Below are 18,105 nucleotides of genomic sequence, written 5' to 3'. Positions count from 1 at the left end.
CTTCAATTTCCCAAGTGGAAAACCATAACGCTCCTTGTGGGAGCGTCCATAGCTCCCACAAGTAAAAATATCCGTCCGGTGAGTATCATATTAATAGTGCTTGATACCCATCCTTTATCCCATCCAAGATAAAGGGTTGGTCAGCCGTCTTGCGACGATAGACCAGATAGAAGTCTGCACCCTTTCAGGTCGGGACAAATCTTGAATCCCTATCCGAACCGTTACAGCCCGGCATTCGCTTTCTCTATCCTCCCATGCCCGCTCCTCCAACAGTTTCCCTCACGGGTTACCTGCCAATATCCGATATATTAATGGGGATATGGCGGAGAGTCGGGTTTTCCACGTTCCCTATTTGTCACACGACTGGGTTAGGGTTTGCCTCTTCTCCGGTGGTCTGATGACGACGTATTCCGAGCTTTGAGCGGAATAACCGACCACATACCTTTTGGTTAGTGCCTGACAGCAGTTTTGGCACTTCAATCTTTACGAAGTTTAATAGCAATTCACTTACATTACCCATACCAGCCAGCCTAGCCTCTCAACCTCGTCACTGCTCGAAGTTTCCATATGACTACCTCACGGCAGAAATACGCCCATCGCTGGGGAGTACGTTGTCAGGGAAGCTTCACACGCTGCCGTTACCAGCCTCGCATGTTCCCGTAGGCTACTATTAGTCGCATAACAGGTTCACTACTCATCAGTTTTCAAATGATGAACCGAACAATGACAAATAGAGCTTTTGTCCCTTTACAGCTAATTCTCACACCGGTAAATTGGTGTCCAACTTCTACGACTAAGGAATGCAATGACCATATATACAGACTTATCTCAGTTACCTAAAATTTCGACCGAAGAGTTAAAAACACTCGGGGCGACTTCAGGCACATTGAAGGTCAAAGTCATCGAAGTTGACGGTTATTACCTCCCCATGATTCACCACGCTCCACCAGAAGGTGAATTACAACTGCGCGGCTTCATCATTGACGGCGAAAACATATTGGCAACCGTAGAGCTAGCCGATGTAACTACTGCTCTAGAGGAAGTTCTTGGTGCACCAAACCTCCTATTGGACGTCGAAGTACCAGAAGGTACAACAATGCACTAAAACTACCTCTAATCAACCCTATAAATTACTTAGGTTGATCTTCCTACTCCCCTGAAAAAGTTAGGGAAATTTTATTTAAAAGAGTTATTTCTCTTTACACGGGGACAAAGTGTCGTGTCGCACCAAAGCGGTAGATTATAAATGCTTTCGCTCATAGCAGCCGTGTAAAACGCGAATTCTGGATGGATTCAGTGCGTTTCTGGGCGCTTTTCCCGCATTCATCGCACATTTTTGCCGCATTGGCACGGTCGTTTTTCGTTTGTGCTGAGGGTTATTGCGGCTTCCTGCCAGCACAGGTGAAGGAATCAAGCGCAATCTGATGCGTGATGATTGCCTGATTGGCACTCCCGCAAATGTTGTCTGCCTGTTGCTGTCGACCAGTATGTTCGAGCGCCGAGATTAAATGGCGGATATGGTCTGCGAATCGCTGTAGGCTGATTGTAATGAATTCGTCGCCGGTGTCGGGATGCTCTTGCGCGATTCTCATCGAACCCAGATATACGTCTAATGCCAGCTCATACTTTTTCTGATAGTCGTCCAGATAGCTGGCGCAGATGATCCATTTTTCTGCTTGGACCAGTTGCTCCCAAATCAGGTCGTGAACGCTGGCCGCCAGAGCCGGGTGGCTCTCGTGAATCCGGCAAAACGTGTCGAGTGCCGCGTCAGATTTTTCGATGTAACGACAAATCGCGAGGTAATCGTGGAAATCAGAAGCAATGCCCGTCGCCATGAATTTCTGCAGGCTTTGCTCGCAATACTGTTCCAATTTCAGTTGTGCTGGCGGATAGTTTTTCCCCAGATCAGCCCACCAACTCAGACAAAAAGAAAGCCTGACAGCACTGAGCGCCGGATTTTCCTCCAGCGCATGCTCAAAAAAATGCAGGTATTTCTCTAACGCGAATGCCGGTTCTTGCCTTGCAACGGCTGCTTGCGCATCTTTCAGCCATTGTTCTGCTTGCGATGAAGGTGTGGGCATGGAGGCTTTGTCCAATTTTAGTGGTGATGTGACCAGGTGACGTCGTTTGAACTCAGGTAGGACTCGACCGCCTCTTTATTGCCGGTCGCATGTTTCATGACTTCGCCGCAGGTGCAGATGCCCTGATAGGGTTGTATGTGCGAGCAGGCAGAGACTTTCTGCAAAAATACCTGAACAGATTTACTGCAATTTTTACATTTGAAAGTCAGGATGCGGGCTGGTTTATTCATGATGGTTTGTTGGTGTGCGGACTAAATATAAATGAAGAATGATGCGGTTAATGACAGATTTTAATTACCGACGTGTGATGACGATGTCGAAGTTTATTTTAATTTCAGACGCCACAACGAAGTCACTTCTTTGACCCTTGCCGCATGCAAGGGGTCGCTGCTGTCGGTGGATTTAGGGTGACGTGGTTTGATATCCATTTTGCCTGCTACAACGAGACCGGCGGCGGTTATCCAGTCCCATAGTTCAGTCTGGGTGCGTAAGCCCAGATGTTCGGCAAAATCCGACATGATCAGCCAGGCTTCGCCATTGGCTTCCAGATGGTCGGCAACACCGGCCAGAAAGCCACGCAACATGCGGCTTTCCAGATCATAGATGGCGTGTTCGATAGCGGAATTCGGACGTGCTGGCAACCACGGCGGGTTACAGACGATCAGTGGCGCCTTACCGGCAGGGAATAAATCTGTTTGCTGCAATTCGACTTGCGTTGTTAATCCAAGCCGTTCGAGATTGTCACTGGCGCAACGCAAGGCGCGCGGATCGAGGTCGGTCGCGACAATTTTTCTGATGCCACGTTTTGCCAGCAGCGCCGAGACGACCCCAGTACCGGTGCCGATATCGAATGCCAGTTCGGTCGAGGGTAAAGGCGCTTTTGCCAGCAGATCGAGGTATTCACCGCGCACGGGGGAAAACACGCCGTAGTGCGGGTGGATTTTTGCGCCCAGTGCCGCAATGTCCACGCCATTTTTACGCCATTCATGGGCGCCGATGATGCCGAGCAATTCACGTAAAGAAGTCACAAACGCTCCGTCAGGTGCGCCATAGGCTTCAGTGCAGGCAGTAACAACATCTGGCGCGCGGCGCAGGGGAATACGGTAATCCGCCTCGAATGGAATCAATACCATGGCCAGCACCCGCGCGCGCTGGGATTGAGCCTGCCGGTGTAAATGGAAGGCGTCGGCGGCAGTCGCTGCCACTTTTGTTTTTTTAGCTGCGGGTTTCTTGTCGATGCGACGGGCGAGCGCCTGTAATAATTGTTTGGCATTCTGGAAATCGCCGCGCCACAACAAGGCGGTTCCTTCGCAAGCCAGCTTGTAGGCTACTTCTGTGCTCATGCGGTCATCGGCGATCTGCACCCGCTTTGGTGGCGGTGTGCCATTCTCAGCATGCCAGCGACAACTGCGTACTTCGTCGTTTTCTGTCCATTGCAATTGTGGAGAAGGTAAATTCATGCTGAGCCTGTTATTTTTTTGAATAGTGATGTTGCACGCTGGGTCGTGTGCCGGGGCGCGATTGTACCTGAGCTGGCAGTGTAGCAAACAAAGTGTCGCCTTCAGTGTATTCTCGTTAACAACGTAGGAGTGATGCGACCGCACGGAAGCTGGATACAGCGATACTGTCGGTAGTTTTTATGGGGGGGAGTATATTTTAAAGACCCCTATTTTAATAGGACAATCAGCCTGTTTTTAAAGATACTCCCTCCCAGTATATGGAAACAGAAATAAGAAGATTGCAGGCAGCCTTGCGAAGCATTTGGCATGTTCAATGTCAATCTATGCATGAGGCTGTGTTGACATAGCAAAAGAAAGAATAGAAAAAGCCGCTGCCATCATCTCGACGGCAGCGGCTTTTTTACGTAATGAATGTTATTTTTTAATGCCCGATGATGCTTGCGCCGGGGACGATAAACTGACCGTATCGCCAGTCGGTAAGCCCTGTGATTGCCAGCGATCAAATTCTGCGCGAACAGCTTTTAAAGTCTGCTGACTGATGTCTGGCAGGCTGCCGCCAAGGATATCGGCGGCTTCCTTGAAGCCCTTTTCTACAGCATCGCGAATTTTCTGCAATTTCGCCGGGTCGCCACCGATGGCGGCTTTGGCAAAGGTCAGAATGCGCTCTGCGGTTTTTTGTGCACTGAACTCACCGCCGTCGGCAATCGCTGCCTGCGCCGCCTTGATGTCGTCGGCCGACGCAGTGATTTTTTGCTCACCGCTGACAACTTTGGATAATTGCAAACCTTGCTGCTGCACTGCAGATTTAATTAAATCCGTGATTTGTTGCGCCTTGCGATTGGCTTCTTCGACTGCAGCGGCAACATCCGAGCTTGAGGATGTCTTGGTTCTCGGATCTGCATAGACTGGCGAGTCTTTTGCGGCGGAACTGGAATCGAGGCTGACTTTGTCGCTCGCGAAGGCATTGCTGGCATTCTCGCCATTACTATCCGCTCGTTTGACGGTCGTTGATGGTTTTGCAGATACTGTCGGCGTACTTGTGTTGACGCCCGATACACTCAGATCCATTTTGCGCTCCTCGGAATAAGTTCAGAGACGAATACCTCTGTCTTTGCTTAACGACAGAAAACGCCGTTTCTATAACTTTCTTGTGACTTATTTTTAAGCAACTTTGTGCTGTGTCAACGTGGATCGTGTCCGTATTACCTCTTGCGCATGGAAGCTCTCGTTTCCCCAATTGCTAAGGCGTTTGTTGTGACCAGATGATGGAGGCTTGCCAAAACTAGTCCTGGATCAAGGAAGCGTCTTGCCGGACAGGGTAAGATGAAATTAAGGCATTGAAACGGTGGCGACGATGGCAAAGAAGTTTCCTGCACAACCCAAGAATCCTGAGCGTATCTGCTGGGGTTGTGATGAGTACTGCCCGGCCGATGCTATGCGTTGTGGAAATGGTGCCGATCGCACCGCACATCCTGCTGAATTATTTGGCGACGACTGGCAGGCGTGGGAACCAAAGGTGGTGATCGAGATTGTTCCTGCGGACAAGATCGATAACGCCGATGCCACTTTGAATACCGATATCCACACTCGCGTTTAACAATAACAATAGCAATAAAAATAGCACTAGCTGGTATTGCTCGTATTTTTGAGGTTACATTCCGCCCCATGCTGCATTGATCGCCGCGATGGCCGCCAGACCGGCAGTTTCTGTGCGTAGAATTCGTGGTCCCATTGACAATGCGATTACACCTTGTCTGGTCGCCATGTCTTCTTCCTCTTCAGTAAATCCACCCTCAGGACCTATCAGCAAGCTGACCGCCTGCGGAGCGCGATGTTTTGTCCATTCGGCCAGCGATTGATCGGCACGCGGCGAAAGCATGATCCGTTGATGTATATCCTGTTGCCCCAGCCATTTTCCCAGATCCAGCGGTGCCGAAAGATGCGCAAGTCGATTACGACCGGATTGCTCGGCTGCGGCGACGATGATGCCTTGCCAGTGACTGAGTTTTTTTTCTGCCCGTTCTGCCGACAAGCGCACGACGCAGCGTTGTGAAGCGAGCGGTTGAATCGACGAGATGCCCAACTCCATCGCTTTTTCTATGATCCAGTCCATCTTGCTGCCTTCCGGTAAGGCTTGCGCCAGCGTCAGGCTGTAAGGCAGTTCAACTTCTTCGGGTAAAAATACTTTCAGTTCTGCGCTGGCCCTTTTCTTCGCGATATCGATGATGCTGGCAACATAGCAGCCGCCCTCGCCGTTAAACAGTTGTATGGTGTCTCCGGTTTGCAGACGTAAAACAAAAACATGATGTGCTACCGTTTCCGGCAAATCGATAACAGCACCAACGGTAAGCGGAACAGGGCAGAAAAAACGTGGCATAACTTTAAAGACCGATTGAGTTCATTAATATGTCAGAGAGGCTGCATTGAGTAAGCCCATGCTCAGACTGATAGCTCCAAGAAAAATACCTGAGGCGACTTTATTTTCCGGTATGTCCAGGACTAGTCCGGGTAACATGACTCTGGCAGCGAAATACGCTAACAGTTGCACTAGTAAAGCAATACAACCCCAGATCAGCATATCTTGCAGATTCACACTATTGGCAATTGCTGACGCGAGGGCGATGCTATAACCAAGTATTGAACCGGATAAACTGGCGGCGGCGGCCATGTTACCAGAGCGTATCAGCGTGATTTCTTTGTAAGGGGTTATCCTGATATAAATTGTGACAAATAGCAGCAATAAAATAATGGATGAAATAAAGTGGCTGATAAATGCGGGCAGGGCGTAAGTCAGTAAATGTTCGCTCATGGTGTCAGTCAATAAAGTAGTGAGGGATGAAACGGCTGGTGTTTTTGGTGATTAATGTTTCGTCTTCCCGGATGCCTATACCGGCGGCTTCATCACCGACGACCCATGCGCCTATGGAGGTATAAGCGGGTGTGATGCCATCGTCAAATTTTGGTTGCGGCGCATATGCCTGATAGACATACCCCTCCGCGCCATATTCCCCGGTAGTATGTAGAACTTCACCGTCGACGTAAATCGAGATATTCTCACCTTCACGTGAATACAAAGGTTTTTTGACGTGATTGCCACTGATGCGCCATGCATCAAAATAGGCGGGCAGCAGATTCGGGTGATGCGGGAACAGTTCCCACAAAACTGGCAAAATGGCTTTGTTCGACAAAATCATTTTCCAGGCGGGCTCAATGATGGTCATTGGGCGGGTTAGTAAGTGCGCTGCAAATTCTTCACGACACAGCCATTCCCAAGGATAAAGTTTAAATAAATTCTGGATGCTGATATCAGCATCATCTACAAATACACCTTGTTTCTGATCCCAGCCCAACTGCTCAATTGCACATTGTTTCGTTGCAAAGCCCGCCTGGATAGCGGTGTCACGAAGATAGGAAAGGTTACCTTCATCCTCTTCATTTTCCGCCGCACAGGTGAAGTGGAGTAAGCCTTTGCCGGGGAATTTTTTCCATTGAGTAATCAGTTTTTCATGTAAAGAGTTGAACTGGTCTGCATCAGGAAAGACATCTTGCAACCAGTACCATTGCGCGACACTGGATTCGACCAGTCCTGTGGGAGTGTCTGCGTTGTACTCCAGCATCTTAGGTGCGCCGGAACCATCCCAGCTCAGGTCAAACCGGCCATACAGTGAAAACTCCTTTTCACGCCAGCTTTCTTCAACGAGCGACCAGAATTGTGCCGGAATCGCGAAACGATCTTGCATGCCGTGCCGCACAACATGATCCACCGCTTGCAGCGACATCTGATGTAAATCCAGTGTTGCCTGCTCCAGTACGTCGATTTGCTCAGAGTTAAAGCAGTAGGCGTAGCGTTCGTCCCAATACAAACCATCAATCGAGTGATAGCTGAACCCCAGACTTTCAAATTGTTGTTGCCAGCCTGCTCTTGGCATCAGTGAGGTGCGTATCATTATCCACCTCCTGAGTGACCATGAGCCGTTCCACCGAAGCCGCCACGACTGACGCCGCGGCTTACACTTCGCCCCACCGCGTGATCGGGTTGTGCACCTTGCGAGTTTTGTACGCCGAAATTTCGTTGCGCTGTTTCGCGGTTTCCCGGTGTGTAGTGAGGGCCGTAATATGTACCATAACCCATACTATGATAGCCACCCGCGGAACCTCCACCCGTATAGTGCGCTGCGCTGCTCGCGCTTGAGCCTGTGTCGCTGACGTGGTTCAGGTTAGTGTTTGTCGTCTCTTCACATGCGTTTCTTTCGCCCCAGTCTTTGCGACAATCTTCAAGGCTCTGATATTGATCGCGAATGGTTGTTAATTCCTGCGGGCGATTGTCACTGCATGCCGTCAGACTGGCCGACGTTGCCAATAATAAAGGCAATGCATGGCCGACTCTTTTTTTACGGTGTGGCTTTCTTATTCCTGCGCTCACTTTTTCTCCTGTTTCAGCTCGTGGTTGGCATCAGTTTGCGCATGAAATTTGGCAATACAAACAGCGCATGATGTACTTCATCATTGTAATATTTTAGCAATTTAAGTTGGCGGTGTTCGATTCTCTGCTTTACCGTTGACGCGTCCAGTGCTATTGGATCGATACCCTTGCTCGCAATTGCCATTCCCCATAATGCCCCGTATAAAGGTATGAACACTGAATAAGGTCTCACGACCGGAAAGCTGACGAACAGTTTTCGTAAGGTGTCGCAATAACGTTGCGGGTGGTAGTAGGGGCTGCCGAGATGCATCACCAACATGCCGTTATCCGTCAATTTAGCCGCGCATGCTTGAAAGAACTCTTCCGTAATACAAGTCGCAGCGAGTGTGCTGCCATCAGGTGCCTGTGGGTCGGTGAGGTCGAGAAAAATCAGATCATACAGTTCGCCGCATTCTCGTATGTAAGCGAAGCCGTCCGCGTGAATGTGTCTGACCTTGACATGATCAAGACTTCCCTGATGAATTTCAGGTAAATACTCTCTCGATATGCTGACGACAGCGGGATCAATTTCACACAGGGTTAACGTTTCCAGGCTGGGATGTTTTAGCAGCTCTCTGCATGAACCACCGTCGCCGCCACCGATAATCAGTGCAGTTCTGGGGGCAGGATGCGTAATCGCGGCCGGATGGATGAGGTTCTCATGATAAAAAAATTCATCTTTTTCAGAAGTCATCATTGCGCCGTCAATCCGCATGAGTTTACCGAAGTCGGCGCTATCAGCGATTTCTATCTGTTGAAACTGACTGCGGGTTTGCAGTAATGGTGTGGTTCGTGTGCTGTAAAAAGTGGATGAACTTAGTCGCTCAGTTGAAAGTGTCTCCGTTCCCGATGTTGCCGAGGTCATTTGTCCGCGGGTAATCTGCTGGCGAGATACTGTATCCGGTTGAAAATGTCGTATCAGGCTATCGACGATGTATCTGGCTTTTTCGGAGTTGTCCTGATGGAAGTTGCAGACATAGACATCAAGCGTCACGGCATTTTTTTCCGGCCAGGTATGAATGGCGACGTGCGATTCGGCCAGTAATAAAGTCCCGGTCACACCGGCTGCACTGCCATCTGGATTATTAAACGAGTGATATTTTTGTCCGACGATGGTCAGTCCTGCTTCTATTGTTATCTTTGTCAGTAATTTGCTTAATTGTTCCTGACACAGAAAAAACTCGGTATCTGCTTTGCAATCGAAGCAATCGGCGGTCAGATGTAAGCCTTCCATGGTTTCAGCGTGTAATGTAAAAGTCGCAATTGTATTGTGTGACGCCGTGCTCTGGTAAAATAACGGGTTTTGCAGAGCCTTGAATGTCGTTTATTCAAAGACGCTCGCTAACATGCTCACTGACCAGTTTCCTCATCTATACCTTCTATCGCCATGATTTCATCTCTCCAGCCAGCAATAATCACTAAGATGGCAAGCGCAATTCGTGCCTTGTCTATGGATGCAGTACAAAAAGCTAATTCCGGTCATCCGGGCGCGCCTATGGGCATGGCAGATATTGCTGTGGCACTGTGGAAAGGTCACTACCGTCATAATCCATCGAATCCGCAATGGATTAACCGCGACCGTTTTGTGCTGTCGAATGGACATGGTTCGATGCTGCATTATTCCTTGCTGCATCTGACAGGCTACGACCTGTCTATGGATGAAATTAAAAATTTCCGTCAGCTGCATTCGAAAACAGCAGGACACCCGGAGGTGCATGTCACGCCTGGCGTGGAGACAACTACCGGCCCGTTGGGACAAGGCATTACCAATGCAGTCGGTATGGCACTGGCTGAAAAATTATTGGCAGCCGAATTCAATCAGGGCGATCTGAAGATTGTTGATCATTACACTTACGTTTTTATGGGCGACGGCTGCCTGATGGAAGGCATTTCGCACGAAGCCTGCTCTCTGGCTGGTACGCTGCAACTGAATAAATTGATCGCATTCTGGGATGACAATGGCATTTCGATTGATGGTCACGTAGAAGGCTGGTTCACTGACGATACGCCAAAACGTTTTGAAGCGTATGGCTGGAATGTTATTCGAGCGATTGATGGTCACGATGCAAAAGCGGTGGATGCTGCGATTGCATCCGCAAAAACATCGGCCAAACCAACGCTGATCTGCTGCAAAACCGTGATCGGTAAAGGCTCGCCTAACATGGAAGGCACAAACAATGTGCACGGTGCGGCGCTGGGCGATAAAGAAATTGCTGCCGTACGCGCTCATATTGGTTGGGAGTACGCGCCATTTGAAATTCCTGAAGACGTTTACGCCGCTTGGGATGCGAAAGCAGACGGCGCCAAAGCTGAAGCTGACTGGAATGCACAATTCACTGCTTACACCGCACAATTCCCGCAAAAAGCAGCTGAACTGACACGCCGTATGAAAGGTGATTTACCAGCGAATTTTGATGAAGTGGTTGCCAATGCCATCGCTGCCTGTGTTGAGAAAAAAGAAAACATCGCGACTCGCAAAGCCAGCCAGAACGCGATTCAGGCATTTGCACCATCGCTGCCAGAATTCCTCGGTGGCTCTGCCGATCTGACCGGTTCTAATCTGACTAACTGGAAAGAATGCGTCGCGGTACGTCGTAATCAGGCCGGTAATCATATCAATTACGGTGTGCGTGAATTCGGTATGAGCGCGATCATGAATGGTATCGCTTTGCATGGCGGTTATATTCCTTTCGGCGCGACTTTCCTGACTTTCTCTGATTACAGCCGCAATGCGATCCGCATGGCAGCGCTGATGAAAATCCGTACGCTGTTTGTGTTCACGCATGATTCTATCGGTCTCGGCGAAGATGGACCTACCCATCAATCGATCGAGCACGTTTCCAGCATGCGTCTGATCCCGAATCTCGATAACTGGCGTCCGTGCGATACCGTGGAATCTGCTGCTGCCTGGGCGCATGCGGTTAAACGTAACGATGGCCCATCGACCTTGATTTTCTCGCGTCAGAATTTGCCATATCAGGAACGTACGGCACAGCAAATCGCCGACATTCAACGTGGTGGCTATGTTCTGCAAGATGCAGCAGATGCGAAAGCGGTGCTGATCGCAACCGGTTCTGAAATCGAGCTGGCCGTTAAATCCGCAGCCGCATTGACTGAGCAGGGCATCGCAGTGCGCGTGGTGTCCATGCCCTCGACTGATGTATTCGATCGTCAGGATGCTGCGTACAAAACTGCGGTGTTGGGCAAGGGTTTGCCACGCATTGCGATTGAAGCTGGCGTAACGGACTTCTGGTACAAATATGTTGGTCTGGAAGGTGCTGTCGTCGGTATCGACACGTTTGGCGAATCCGCTCCGGCAGGTGTCTTGTTTAAGTATTTTGGCTTTACAGTTGAAAATGTGGTCGCCAAGGTCAAGGCGACGCTGGCTTGAGCACGATGACAGATTTAGTTGACAGCACTGTGAGCCTTATCAAAGAAGTCAGTCTGCGTCGTGCTACAGTCGCCGACGCAGAAGCGATTGCTGCCGTGCGTGTGGAAAGCTGGCAAACCACCTACCGCGGCATGATTCCGGATACGTATCTGGATCAGATGCGTATTGAGGATAGCTTCCTGCATTGGAAGCAGATCCTGGAAGCCTTACCTGCTGCAGGTGACCGCGTGTGCGTGTACGTTGCTGAAAGCGAAGGGCACATTATCGGATTCGCGTCTGGTATGTTGTTGCCAGAGCCGAAGTTGGGAATGCGCGCAGAATTGACTGCAATTTATCTGCGTCCGGTCTGGCAGCGTTCTGGCATTGGTCGTCGCCTGCTGCAAAAGGTCGCCCGTACATTGCAAGCGCAGGGCGCTGATAATTTGCTGGTCTGGGTGATTTCAGGTAATGCCATTGCCCGCAATTTTTACGAAGATCTGGGTGCTACTTTACTGCATGAACAGGCATTTACCTGGGATGGCATCGATTTGAAAGAAGTCGGTTACGGTTGGCGCGATTTATCGGTGCTGATGGCATCGGTGAACGCGATGCCGACATCGAGTGCAGTACACTGAGATTTTTGCAAAATAGTTTGATTTTTATTGTTCTTTTATTGTTGTTTAGTCCTTTGGAGATAAAACCATGACGATTCGCGTCGCAATCAACGGCTATGGCCGTATCGGCCGCAACATCCTTCGCGCTCACTATGAAGGTGGTAAGTTCAAGAACGAGATCCAGATCGTCGCGATCAACGACCTCGGTAATGCAGAATCCAATGCTCACCTGACACGCTATGACACAGCCCACGGCAAGTTCCCTGGCACCGTCGTGGTTGAAGGCGACTCCATGATCGTCAATGGCGACAAAATCAAAGTATTTGCAGAGCGCAATCCTGCGAACATTCCTTGGGGTGAGCTGAATGTTGACGTCGTGCTGGAATGTACCGGCTTCTTCACAACCAAAGAAAAAGCCTCTGCCCATCTGGCTGGCGGCGCAAAGAAAGTCATCATCTCCGCACCTGGCGGTAAAGATGTTGATGCAACCGTTGTTTATGGCGTGAACCACGGCGTGTTGAAATCCACAGACACTGTGATCTCCAATGCATCCTGCACAACGAATTGTCTCGCACCATTGGCAAAACCATTGAACGACGCGATCGGTATCGAAAGCGGTTTGATGACAACGATCCATGCTTACACCAATGACCAGGTATTGACAGACGTCATGCACGAAGACCTGCGCCGTGCGCGTTCTGCAACGATGAGCATGATTCCAACCAAAACAGGTGCAGCCGCTGCAGTTGGTTTGGTATTGCCAGAATTGAACGGTAAATTGGATGGTTACGCAATGCGCGTTCCAACGATCAATGTTTCCGTGGTTGATCTGACTTTCATCGCAAAACGCGATACGACAGTAGAAGAAATCAATAAAGTATTAAAAGACGCATCCGAAGGCGCGTTGAAAGGTATTCTGGATTACAACAAAGCACCGCTGGTGTCGGTTGATTTCAACCACAACCCAGCATCTTCCACTTACGACGAAACATTGACGAAAGTGAACGGCGGCCGTTTGGTAAAAGTATCGAGCTGGTATGACAACGAGTGGGGCTTCTCCAACCGCATGCTCGACACGACTGTTGCACTGATGCGCGCAAAATAACTCCGCGTTTTGATTTCAAAAAATACCCCGAACTTTCGGGGTATTTTTTTGTCCAACGGATCCAGAACACTTGAATTTGTCAAAGTTCAATGCAAGATGACAGGAGCAGTCTTGTGTAACTACTGCCTACTCTGTAGAAATGCGACACATCACAGCAATCATTACATAACAGGAGCCGTATGATGAAATTGAAGAAACTGTTTTCACAGAATAAAGGCTTTATCGTTTTCATGTTAGGGATGGCGCTGGTACGTGGTGCTCTGGCTGATTATTACCTTGTGCCGTCAAGCTCCATGTATCCGACCCTGCTTGAGGGTGACAGAGTGATTTGTGACCGTATCGCTTACGATATCAAGTTGCCTTTAACTGATGTCATTCTCAAGCATGTGTCTGATCCCCAGCGTGGTGATGTAGTGACTTTTTCATCCCCGGAAGATGGTACCCGGCTGGTGAAGCGCCTGATCGCAATCCCGGGCGATGTGGTTGAAATGCGTGATGAGCATTTACTCATTAACGGACAGGCAGCCAATTATGAGCCGACAAAACTTGCAACTGCCGATCACCTGACACCACAACGCGAATATAGCGGGCTGCAGCAAGTGTATAAAGAGCAGCTTGGCAGCCTCAATCATCACATCATTGTGATGCCTGAACGCGCATCTATGCGTAACTTTGGCCCGGTTCGCGTGCCTGATGGCGAGTACCTGATGCTTGGCGATAATCGTGATAACAGCAAAGATTCGCGTTACATCGGCTTTGTAAAACGTGAACTGATTACCGGCCAGGTGAAGCGTTTAATGTTTTCTCTGAATGGCGATGATTATTACTTGCCTCGTATCGAGCGATTTGGCGCAAAACTGTAGAAGAGGTCTGAAGTCTGGTATTGACTGTAATGCCAGATTTCCTGATTCACTGCTGACGTTGTGCATTGGCCGTTTTTTTGGGAATGTATATTTTTGTAAAAACAATCAAAAGTACGACAGATTTATTGCGCTGCACAGTGACTAATACTGGACTGCAAGCAACAACTCATTAATCATTTGAACGGTAAGGCAACATAATAACCATGCATCGGCATCAGGTCGGGCGTTATCAGGAGATAAGACATGAAATTAATGAGTAAGCTATTTTTGTTGGCCGTAATGGGCTTTTTTATGACCACAGCCATGGCAAAAGATGAGCGTGGCTCGACGGCGGAGGCGCAGGCTTTGGTCAAAAAAGGAATTGCCCATATTAAAAAGGTTGGAAAAGAAAAAGCGTTTGCCGATTTTAATGATGCATCCAACAAAGATTTCCACGACCGGGATCTGTATCTGTTTGTCTACGATATGAACGGCATCAGCCTGTCACATGGCGCTAATCCAAAGATGATAGGCAAAAATTTGCTGGATTTGAAGGTTGAGGGAAAACCGATTATCAAGGAAATGATTGCGGCTCTTAAAACGAAGAATGACGGCTGGATTGATTATCAGTGGCCGAATCCTGTAACCAAAGGCTTGGAAACAAAATCCAGTTATTTTGAAAAAAATGACGATTACTTTCTTGGATGCGGTGCATATAAATAAGTCATAGAATCGGCGATTTATCTGTTCGCCATCAATAAAAAACAGCGCTGGATCAGCGCTGTTTTTTATTCTATTGTTGTTCTTTAATGCTGATCTGACATTGCTCAGCGTGGTCCTTTATATCCCAGCGCAGCAGAAATCTGGTGCGCAGTTTCCATTAAATTGTTTTTCCAGTCTTCTTGCAAACGATCGGCTGGTGCTGAAATCGACAGACCAGCGATCATTTTTCCGCTGTCGTCGTGAATGCCAGCAGCCATGCAGCGCACACCCAATTCCAGTTCTTCGTTATCTTTGGCATAACCGGTTTGACGAACTTCTGCAAGTTCCTTTTCCAGTTTGGAAAGATCCGTAATGGAATTTTTATTGTGGCCAGATAGCCCGGTACGTGTTGCATAAGCCCGTATCGCTTTCGGCTCATCCAGAGATAGAAATAATTTGCCGGTTGATGTCAGATGTAACGGCGCACGGCCACCGATGGCTCTGACTACTTGCATGCCGGAGCGCTCAGAGAAAGCACGGTCTATGTAAACGATATCGTCTCCCTGACGGACAGATAGATTGATAGTCTGATTGGTCTGCCGGTGCAGCGTGCGCATAAACTCAAGCGCGGTTTCACGCACGTTCAGATGACTTTTGACGATATTGCCAAGTTCAAGCAAACGCATACCTAACTGGTAATAACCTGTATCGGCGCGATCAACGAAGCGCGTTTTGACCAGATCGTTCAAAATCCGGTGAGCGGTAGACGGATGCAAGCCCGTTTCAGATGCCAGCTCTTTCAAACTGACTGGATCTTGATAATGCGCAAGCGCATCAAGCAGAGAAACCATGCGTTCTATAACTTGTATGGAGGTTTTTTCTGAAGCTGGAGCGTCGTTTTTCATAATCTCGGTGGTGCAGTGCAATATTTAAGTTATACCACAATGTGAAAAAATCGTCATTGACTCGACAATGAAAAGACCAGCTGAGTCGCAAATTTAGTAAAAAACGATGCAAATTCGCTGCAAACGATATGGTTGGAATGTCGAAAAAACATTCTTTTTGGCTTGAACAGGATCGCATGTTTATTTCAAACCATGCCGAAGAAAAGTGATTTTCTTCATCATTTTGAAATGGAGTGCGAAGCTTTGTCATGTAAAATCCGGCGGCAAGGTGCGAGCCGATACGGCTCCTCCGTTTTTTCTCACAAGGGATAACGATGTCAGATCAGGAACAACCGATCAGCGAGTTCAAAAGTAAAAGTGGTTTGCGACGCATTTTTTCGGCATTTTTTTATTCGATTGATGGTTTTCGTTCAGCCTGGATCAACGAGCACGCGTTCCGTCAGGAATTGGTACTGGTTATTGTCGGCGTCATTGTCGCGTTGAGTCTGCCAGTAACGGCAATTGAGAAATTGATGATGATTTCGGTGTTATTACTGATACTCGTTGTTGAATTATTGAATTCCGCCGTCGAAGCGGTGGTGGACAGGGTTTCCCTTGAGCGGCATACCTTGTCAAAAAATGCCAAGGATTTTGGCAGCGCCGCCGTATTACTGACATTTTTTATCGCAGTCGGTACCTGGACTGTCATTTTAGTGAATCGCTTTTACCCATAAGAAAAACATGTTACCTACCATTTTAACGACGAACGATGCCACGCTTGCCAGCACACTCAGCAATGCAATCAATAACAAAACCAAACCGTTGGGAAGTCTGGGGCGCCTTGAGCAACTGGCTTTACAAATAGGCCTGATACAGCAAACCACGACACCGGTTTTGCATGGCCCGGCCATTATTGTATTTGCCGCCGATCACGGAGTTGTTGCAGAGGGAATTTCAGCCTTTCCGCAAGATGTCACCTGGCAGATGGTCGAAAATTTTCTCAGCGGCGGCGCGGCAATTAATGTGTTTGCCAGACAAAATGATATTGCGTTGCAGATTGTCGATGCGGGCGTGAATCATGAGTTTGGTGAGAGAAATGGTTTGATTCACCGTAAAGTCGCCTCTGGCACACGTAATTTTGCACAGCAGCCAGCGATGACACCGGAGCAATGTCAGCTGGCTATACAGAATGGGCGGGAACTGGTTGCAGCCTTATCCGGTAACGTGCTTGGCTTTGGCGAAATGGGTATCGGCAACACAACCGCTGCTGCAGCGTTGATGCATAAACTGACCGCGCTGCCGGTAGCCGATTGTGTGGGGGCGGGTACTGGATTATCTGCTGACGGCATACGGCATAAACAAAAGGTCATTGAAGCTGCTGTTGCGCTGCATGCAGGTGTAAGCGAACCTCTTGACGTCTTAGCTTGTTTTGGTGGTTTCGAAATTGCGACGATGGCCGGAGCCATGCTGGAAGCAGCTGCACGTCGTAAGGTCTTGCTGATCGATGGGTTCATTGTCAGCAGCGCTTTGCTCGTAGCGGCACGATTGCAACCGGATATTCTCGATTACTGTGTGTTTTCCCATCAATCTGACGAAAGTGGTCATGCTCGCCTAATGGGGGCACTGGAGGTTAATCCTGTACTGAAACTCGATCTGCGTTTAGGCGAGGGCACCGGTGCGGCGCTGGTCTATCCTATGGTGCAGGCCGCGGTTAACTTCCTGAATCAGATGGCGACATTTGGTTCCGCGCAAGTCAGTGAAAAGAGTGCTGACTGATGACGCTGTTAGGGCAGCAAGTGCTGCATCAGTTGCGCTTGTTTTTTATTGCGCTGCAGTTTTTTACGCGCATTCCTATTCCGGGCTGGGTGGGCTTTGATCCTGCCTGGCTGCACCATGCTTCGCGTTATTTTCCTGCGGTCGGTTGGGTAGTCGGTGCGGTTGCGGCCAGTACCTATGCGATTGCATCGTTGTGGTGGCCGGCCGCTGTCGCAATCCTGATGTCCATGGTGGCAAGTATTTTGTTGACAGGCGCATTTCACGAAGACGGGTTTGCCGACGTCTGCGATGGGTTTGGTGGCGGGATGACGCCGGTACGGGTGCTGGAGATCATGAAAGACTCACGCATAGGCGCATATGGTGCGATTGGCATGTGTCTGATGTTGTTGTGTAAATTTATCGTGCTGGTGAGCTTGCCGACAGTGCTGGTATTACCTTCCTTGCTGTTGGCACATCCATTGTCGCGCTTATTTTCCTGCAGTCTGATCTGGCTGCTCAGTTACGCGAGACAGGAAGGGAAGGCGAAACCGCTGGCGCAACAGATGACGTCGAATGAGTTCGGTATCGCTTGTCTTACAGTCTTGTTGCCCGCAGGAGTTATCTTGCTGTGGCAACCTTTGATGATAGATCGTCTGTTACCTGCGCTGGTTTTAATGCTGCTGGCGAGTTTCTGGCTTGCACGCGTATTTTTCAAAAAAATCGGCGGATATACCGGCGATTGTCTGGGGGCAGTGCAGCAGCTATCTGAGCTCGCTTTTTATCTTGGTGTACTGGCACGCGTTGTCAGTGCAAATCCTTAGCCTCGTGAG

At 49.1% G+C, this 18,105-nt stretch carries 20 protein-coding genes; 10 read left to right on the top strand and 10 right to left on the bottom strand.

The features are described from left to right. Window positions 1-805 precede the first annotated feature (805 nt). On the top strand, window positions 806-1,105 hold the full coding sequence (locus tag H8K29_RS04880) for a hypothetical protein (RefSeq protein WP_186896665.1): 300 nt from the start codon (window positions 806-808) through the stop codon (window positions 1,103-1,105). Between the two features lie 271 nt (window positions 1,106-1,376). On the opposite strand, the gene H8K29_RS04875 is transcribed toward H8K29_RS04880, so the two are convergent. From H8K29_RS04875 to H8K29_RS04860, 4 genes are all read right to left on the bottom strand, one after another. After that, window positions 1,377-2,081 (bottom strand): hypothetical protein, encoded by a 705-nt coding sequence (locus tag H8K29_RS04875; protein WP_186896664.1) that lies wholly within the window; start codon window positions 2,079-2,081, stop codon window positions 1,377-1,379. Between the two features lie 17 nt (window positions 2,082-2,098). Next, a complete protein-coding gene (locus H8K29_RS04870; RefSeq protein WP_186896663.1) occupies window positions 2,099-2,311 on the bottom strand; it encodes a hypothetical protein in 213 nt (70 codons plus the stop codon). 93 nt (window positions 2,312-2,404) lie between these two features. After that, window positions 2,405-3,541, bottom strand: coding sequence for a class I SAM-dependent methyltransferase (locus H8K29_RS04865; RefSeq protein ID WP_186896662.1), 1,137 nt, complete (start codon window positions 3,539-3,541; stop codon window positions 2,405-2,407). A 414-nt stretch (window positions 3,542-3,955) separates the two neighbouring features. Next, entirely contained in the window at window positions 3,956-4,609 is a 654-nt protein-coding gene (locus H8K29_RS04860) for a DUF5610 domain-containing protein (protein WP_255423263.1), read from the bottom strand. Window positions 4,610-4,895: 286 nt separating this feature from the next. Between H8K29_RS04860 and H8K29_RS04855 the strand changes: the two genes are divergently transcribed. Further along, on the top strand, window positions 4,896-5,138 hold the full coding sequence (locus tag H8K29_RS04855; RefSeq protein ID WP_186896661.1) for a DUF3079 domain-containing protein: 243 nt from the start codon (window positions 4,896-4,898) through the stop codon (window positions 5,136-5,138). 54 nt (window positions 5,139-5,192) lie between these two features. On the opposite strand, the gene H8K29_RS04850 is transcribed toward H8K29_RS04855, so the two are convergent. The 5 genes from H8K29_RS04850 to speE are packed head-to-tail and all read right to left on the bottom strand — an operon-like array spanning window position 5,193 to window position 9,237. Next, on the bottom strand, window positions 5,193-5,918 hold the full coding sequence (locus tag H8K29_RS04850) for a 16S rRNA (uracil(1498)-N(3))-methyltransferase (RefSeq protein ID WP_186896660.1): 726 nt from the start codon (window positions 5,916-5,918) through the stop codon (window positions 5,193-5,195). Window positions 5,919-5,942: 24 nt separating this feature from the next. Beyond that, on the bottom strand, window positions 5,943-6,350 hold the full coding sequence (locus H8K29_RS04845; protein WP_186896659.1) for a DUF350 domain-containing protein: 408 nt from the start codon (window positions 6,348-6,350) through the stop codon (window positions 5,943-5,945). A 4-nt stretch (window positions 6,351-6,354) separates the two neighbouring features. Further along, the gene (locus H8K29_RS04840) at window positions 6,355-7,488 is read right to left on the bottom strand and encodes a glutathionylspermidine synthase family protein (RefSeq protein WP_186896658.1); all 1,134 of its coding nucleotides are present in this window, start codon (window positions 7,486-7,488) and stop codon (window positions 6,355-6,357) included. After that, the gene (locus H8K29_RS04835; RefSeq protein ID WP_186896657.1) at window positions 7,488-7,964 is read right to left on the bottom strand and encodes a hypothetical protein; all 477 of its coding nucleotides are present in this window, start codon (window positions 7,962-7,964) and stop codon (window positions 7,488-7,490) included. Before H8K29_RS04835 ends, H8K29_RS04840 begins: the two co-directional genes overlap by 1 nt. 13 nt (window positions 7,965-7,977) lie before the next feature. Next, window positions 7,978-9,237 (bottom strand): polyamine aminopropyltransferase, encoded by a 1,260-nt coding sequence (speE, locus tag H8K29_RS04830; RefSeq protein ID WP_186896656.1) that lies wholly within the window; start codon window positions 9,235-9,237, stop codon window positions 7,978-7,980. A 147-nt stretch (window positions 9,238-9,384) separates the two neighbouring features. On the opposite strand from speE, the gene tkt reads away from it, so the two are divergent. The 5 genes from tkt (at window position 9,385) to H8K29_RS04805 (ending at window position 14,657) form a co-directional block, all read left to right on the top strand. Beyond that, entirely contained in the window at window positions 9,385-11,394 is a 2,010-nt protein-coding gene (gene tkt, locus H8K29_RS04825) for a transketolase (RefSeq protein WP_370527151.1), read from the top strand. Window positions 11,395-11,399: 5 nt separating this feature from the next. Continuing rightward, window positions 11,400-12,008, top strand: a complete 609-nt coding sequence (locus tag H8K29_RS04820) for a GNAT family N-acetyltransferase (RefSeq protein ID WP_186896654.1) — start codon at window positions 11,400-11,402, stop codon at window positions 12,006-12,008. 67 nt (window positions 12,009-12,075) lie between these two features. After that, window positions 12,076-13,092 (top strand): type I glyceraldehyde-3-phosphate dehydrogenase, encoded by a 1,017-nt coding sequence (gap, locus tag H8K29_RS04815; protein WP_186896653.1) that lies wholly within the window; start codon window positions 12,076-12,078, stop codon window positions 13,090-13,092. Window positions 13,093-13,274: 182 nt separating this feature from the next. Next, on the top strand, window positions 13,275-13,955 hold the full coding sequence (lepB, locus tag H8K29_RS04810) for a signal peptidase I (protein ID WP_370527136.1): 681 nt from the start codon (window positions 13,275-13,277) through the stop codon (window positions 13,953-13,955). Window positions 13,956-14,198: 243 nt separating this feature from the next. Continuing rightward, on the top strand, window positions 14,199-14,657 hold the full coding sequence (locus H8K29_RS04805) for a cache domain-containing protein (protein ID WP_186883270.1): 459 nt from the start codon (window positions 14,199-14,201) through the stop codon (window positions 14,655-14,657). 104 nt (window positions 14,658-14,761) lie between these two features. On the opposite strand, the gene H8K29_RS04800 is transcribed toward H8K29_RS04805, so the two are convergent. Continuing rightward, on the bottom strand, window positions 14,762-15,541 hold the full coding sequence (locus H8K29_RS04800) for an IclR family transcriptional regulator (protein ID WP_186883271.1): 780 nt from the start codon (window positions 15,539-15,541) through the stop codon (window positions 14,762-14,764). Between the two features lie 314 nt (window positions 15,542-15,855). Between H8K29_RS04800 and H8K29_RS04795 the strand changes: the two genes are divergently transcribed. Genes H8K29_RS04795 through H8K29_RS04785 form a run of 3 tightly spaced genes read left to right on the top strand, consistent with a single transcriptional unit; the run spans window position 15,856 to window position 18,096 of the window. Continuing rightward, entirely contained in the window at window positions 15,856-16,254 is a 399-nt protein-coding gene (locus H8K29_RS04795) for a diacylglycerol kinase (protein ID WP_186896652.1), read from the top strand. 7 nt (window positions 16,255-16,261) lie between these two features. Further along, window positions 16,262-17,296: a nicotinate-nucleotide--dimethylbenzimidazole phosphoribosyltransferase gene (gene cobT, locus H8K29_RS04790; RefSeq protein ID WP_186896651.1), complete on the top strand. Its 1,035-nt coding sequence runs from the start codon at window positions 16,262-16,264 to the stop codon at window positions 17,294-17,296. After that, window positions 17,296-18,096, top strand: a complete 801-nt coding sequence (locus H8K29_RS04785) for an adenosylcobinamide-GDP ribazoletransferase (RefSeq protein WP_186883274.1) — start codon at window positions 17,296-17,298, stop codon at window positions 18,094-18,096. Before cobT ends, H8K29_RS04785 begins: the two co-directional genes overlap by 1 nt. Window positions 18,097-18,105: the final 9 nt, after the last annotated feature.

This window comes from Undibacterium sp. CY21W (assembly GCF_014284265.1).
Classification (GTDB): domain Bacteria; phylum Pseudomonadota; class Gammaproteobacteria; order Burkholderiales; family Burkholderiaceae_D; genus Undibacterium; species Undibacterium aquatile.
The sequence above is the reverse complement of the archived record's forward strand: the minus strand, read 5'-3'. Positions and strand labels throughout refer to the sequence as shown.